The following is a 4,093-nucleotide window of genomic DNA, read 5'->3' as shown; positions in this document are numbered from 1 at the left end:
CACGGTGCAAGCGACCACTCCTTCGCGCCAATCGCTGGCAACATGCCGAACGCACCGCGGGCGGTCTGCACCAGACCCGCCGCAATCGGCACCAGCACGACGCCAAAAAGCAAGAAAGCAACAACAGCCCGGAGCGCGCCGCCTTCCGGTTTCATTTGATGTAGCGCTGGCCCCAGGCCTCCACCACTCTGGTCATCCAGCTTGCATGTGGCTCCAGCAGTGTTGGGCCAAGATCGTCGCGTTTCGGCAAAGCCGGGGAAGAAGGCAGCGCCGCAAAGACGCCCGTTTGTTCGGCAGTGAGTTTTTCCGGATCAAGTACCGAGAAACTGCCCAGAACCTCTATATTCTGCTGATGAGCCTGCGTGGCCGGATCAAGCAGGAAATTCGCCACCACCTCCGCCCCTTCGCGATGTGCGGCGTTATAGGGGATCGCGACGAAGGATATGTTGCCGATGGAGCCACCTTCCGGCACGAACACCCGGACCGTTTCCGGCAGCAGCCCTTCGGCAATTGCCCCGGCCGCCGAGGCAGGATCAAAGGAAACCCCGAAATCCACCTCTCCATCGTTGAGCATCTGCTGTTGCACCGATTGATTTTCGGGGAAGGTCGCACCTTCACGCCACATCAAAGGGCGCAATTCGTCGTACCATGCCCAAAGCGGCGCGACCGTCGCCGCAAACGCTTCATCGGTCACCGGCGCTTGCAGCACTGATTTGTCTGGCACAAATTCGATCAGCGACTGTTTCAGGAACGTGGCACCCATGAAATTGCTGACATCGGGATGCGTCACCCGTCCTGGATGGGCGCGGGCATAGTTCAGAAAACCGGCCATGGTCTTTGGTGGATCGGTCACCACCGCGCTGTCGTAGTTGAAAACGAACCGCGCCAGACGCCAGGCCGATTCGTAACCGTCGACCGGCACCGTGAAATCAACCGAGGCGGCGGATGTGGGCGAGAGGTCAAGATATTGCGCGTTCGGAAGATCATTCGCAAACGGCCCGTACAGCAAGCCCTGCTGCTTCATCGACAGGAAATTCGGCCCGTTGATCCAGATCATATCTACCGCGCCGCCGCTATCCTTTCCCGCTGCTTTTTCGGAAATCACCTGTGTCACAGCCGTCGCGGTGTCGGTCAGCTTTACCTGCACCACCTTGACGCCGTATTGCGCCTCCGTCTGTTCCCCGACCCAGCCGATGAACGCATTGGTGCGGGCATCCCCACCCCAAGCGTTCCAGTAGACCGTCTGGCCGCGTGCAGCGTCCAGCGTCTGCTGCCAGTCGGCCAAAGCCGGTGCGGCCAAACATAGGCTTAGGGCTGCGATCAGGAAACTGCGCATAAATTATCCTTCTGTCGAGTCATGGGCCGGAAAACACGCGCCAGCCCTGCCGCCAGCGCATCAAGGTCGTCACGGCACAGGCCATTGCGAAGATATAGGCCAAAGGTACAAAAAGACCCGGCCAAAGGCAGATCAGGATGAAAAAGGCGATGGTTTCAGCGCCTTCGGTCAAACCGCCAAGATAAAAGATGCCTTTTGCCGCGTGATCCTCTGCTCGCATACCGCGTTTCGCCGCTATCACCGCGAAAGCCAGAAAGGAGGAGCCGGTGCCGACAAAAGCCGTAATCAGCACGGCGGCCGCCAGCGCGTTTTGCGGGTCCGAGACGGCGAAGCCGAGCGGTACGGTGGCGTAAAACACGAAATCGAGCGCGATGTCGAGAAACGCGCCGCGATCACTCTCCCCCACCTGCCGCGCCATGATTCCGTCGAGGCCATCAGCCAACCGGTTCAACAGGATCAAAACAAGTGCCACGCCGAACATACCGAGCCACAGCGCAGGCAGGGCCAACAGCCCGATGCAGAACCCGGCAAGCGTGACCTGATCGGCTTTGACACCGCGCGTGACCAGCGCCCGCGCAGGGGCATTCAGCACAGCATGCAGTGGGGGCAAAAGAGCGGCATCAATCATCGGAGTTTGCCTTCTGGTCTGATTGGACAAGGCTTACGCAGTGCGCGCCGACCTGTCAGCCCCCTGTGGTGTTACAACTGCGCACAATACTGTCAGGATACGGTGAGCTTGCACCAACCCGGTCGCCCTGTCGTGACGCGGCGGGTGCCTTCGGCGAGGATATTTTTCACAGAGAAGACATGGGGGCTTCAGTCCTTGCCCAGAATCTCAGCCTGATGTTCGCCCAATTTGGGCGCGGGGCGGCTTAGCGCCAATTCTGCGCCGGAGAACGTCATCGGGGAGCGAACGCCATTCAGGCCTTCCGGTGTGATTTTCAAACCGCGCGCGATCACCTGCGGATCAGCGAACACTTCTGCGAGGTCATTGATCGGACCGGCGGGGACGCCCGCTGCCTCGCAAGCCGCCAACAGATCCACCTTGTCCCGCTGCCGGGTGGCGCGGCTCAGCGCCTCGGTCATGGCCACGCGGTTGGCGATGCGGTCGGCGTTGGTGGCAAATTCCGGTGCGGTGCCCATCGCCGAAAGGCCAAGAAGGTCACAAAGGCGGCGGTATTGACCATCATTCCCGGTGGCGATGATGATCCAACCGTCGGCGCAGTCAAACACCGCATAAGGCGCAAGATTTGGGTGGGCGTTGCCCATCTTGCCCGGCGCTTTTCCGGTGGTCAGGTAGTTCATCGCCTGATTGGCCATGATCGCTGTTGCCACGTCCAGAAGCGCCATGTCGATGTGTTGGCCTTTGCCAGAGGGGCCGCGCTGATGCACCGCTGCCAAAATCGCAGTTGCGGCATAGACCCCGGTGAAGATATCCGTCACTGCCACGCCGACCTTTTGCGGCTGGCCCTCCGGCTCCCCCGTGACCGACATCAGGCCAGACATGCCCTGTATGATGAAATCATAGCCCGCGCGATGGGCATAGGGCCCGGTTTGGCCGAAGCCGGTGATTGAACAGTAGATGAGTTGCGGGTTGACCGCCGCAAGACTGACATAGTCCAACCCGTATTTCGCGAGGCCGCCAACTTTGAAATTCTCAATCACCACATCGGCGTCCGCCACGAGGCGGCGCACGGTCTCCTGCCCTTCGGCGCTGCGAAAATCCACGGTGACCGATTTCTTCCCTCGGTTCGTCGCGTGGAAATAGGCGGCGGAGCGATCACCCTCCCGTTCGACAAAGGGCGGCCCCCAGCGACGCGTATCATCGCCTTCCGGAGCTTCCACCTTGATCACATCCGCGCCCAGATCGGCCAGCGTCTGGCCGGCCCATGGCCCGGCCAGAATCCGGGCGAGTTCAATGACCTTCAAACCTTGCAGCGGCGCTGTCATGGCTTATTTCGCCAGTTCGGCGTCAAGCAACGCTTTCAGGTCAGCATAATTCATGTTGCTGTACTTCTTTCCGTCGAGGATAAGCGACGGGGTGCTGTCAATATTATCGGCCTTGGTATCGGCCTGGTATTTGTTAACCATTGCCTGCGCCATTGCCCCGTCATTCAGGCACTTATCCATTTCCGCATCGTCCATCCCGGCAGTCCGACCAATGCGCCGCAGATTGTCGATCACCGTCGCCGGATCATCGGACGCCGCCCAGTCCCGCTGGGTCGAAAACAGGATATCCTGAATCCCGAAGTAGCGCATATCGCCACCACAGCGCGCCAGCATCGCGGCCCAAAGCCCGTAACGATCAAAGAAAACTTCCCGGAAGACGAATTTGATCTTGCCGGTGTCAATGTAGTCGCGCTTGAGGTTGACGAAAACCTCGTCATGGAAATGCGCGCAATGCGGGCAGGTGTAGGACGCGTATTCGGTTAACACCACTTTCGCGTCCGGGTTGCCGAGGGTCATGTCCGGCACATCCGGCAGTGTTGCGGTCGCGGTTTCAGTTGCGCTTGAAGTGTCAGGCGCGGTTTGCGCCCAAAGCGGCAGTGCGGACAGGGCAAGGGCAGCGGCCATTGCGGCGGTGAAGTCTCTTCTGTTCATGGTCGGCCTCTTTGTGATTTCGCACGAGATAAGAAGTTTTGCGTCAAAGTTTCAAGGGCTTCGCGCAACGCATTGTCGTGATGAGCGCTGGCGGCGCGGCTTGCCTCTGCCTTTATCGCGGGAGCGGGGGCTTCGGGTGCTTTGGGGGCGGGCGAA

General features: G+C 60.1%; 4 protein-coding genes. All 4 read right to left on the bottom strand.

Annotated features, from left to right (window positions below):
• Window positions 1-151 precede the first annotated feature (151 nt).
• A complete protein-coding gene (locus L0H65_RS15720) occupies window positions 152-1,336 on the bottom strand; it encodes an ABC transporter substrate-binding protein (protein WP_301460025.1) in 1,185 nt (394 codons plus the stop codon).
• Between the two features lie 19 nt (window positions 1,337-1,355).
• Window positions 1,356-1,964: a CDP-alcohol phosphatidyltransferase family protein gene (locus L0H65_RS15715; RefSeq protein WP_301460023.1), complete on the bottom strand. Its 609-nt coding sequence runs from the start codon at window positions 1,962-1,964 to the stop codon at window positions 1,356-1,358.
• A gap of 188 nt (window positions 1,965-2,152) precedes the next feature.
• Window positions 2,153-3,286 (bottom strand): CaiB/BaiF CoA-transferase family protein, encoded by a 1,134-nt coding sequence (locus L0H65_RS15710; protein WP_301460021.1) that lies wholly within the window; start codon window positions 3,284-3,286, stop codon window positions 2,153-2,155.
• Between the two features lie 3 nt (window positions 3,287-3,289).
• Complete coding sequence (locus L0H65_RS15705; protein WP_301460020.1) at window positions 3,290-3,937, bottom strand: DsbA family protein; 648 nt, start codon at window positions 3,935-3,937, stop codon at window positions 3,290-3,292.
• Window positions 3,938-4,093: the final 156 nt, after the last annotated feature.

It is taken from the genome of Pseudorhodobacter sp. (assembly GCF_030452865.1).
GTDB lineage: Bacteria > Pseudomonadota > Alphaproteobacteria > Rhodobacterales > Rhodobacteraceae > Pseudorhodobacter.
This window is presented reverse-complemented; position numbering and strand designations above follow the sequence as displayed.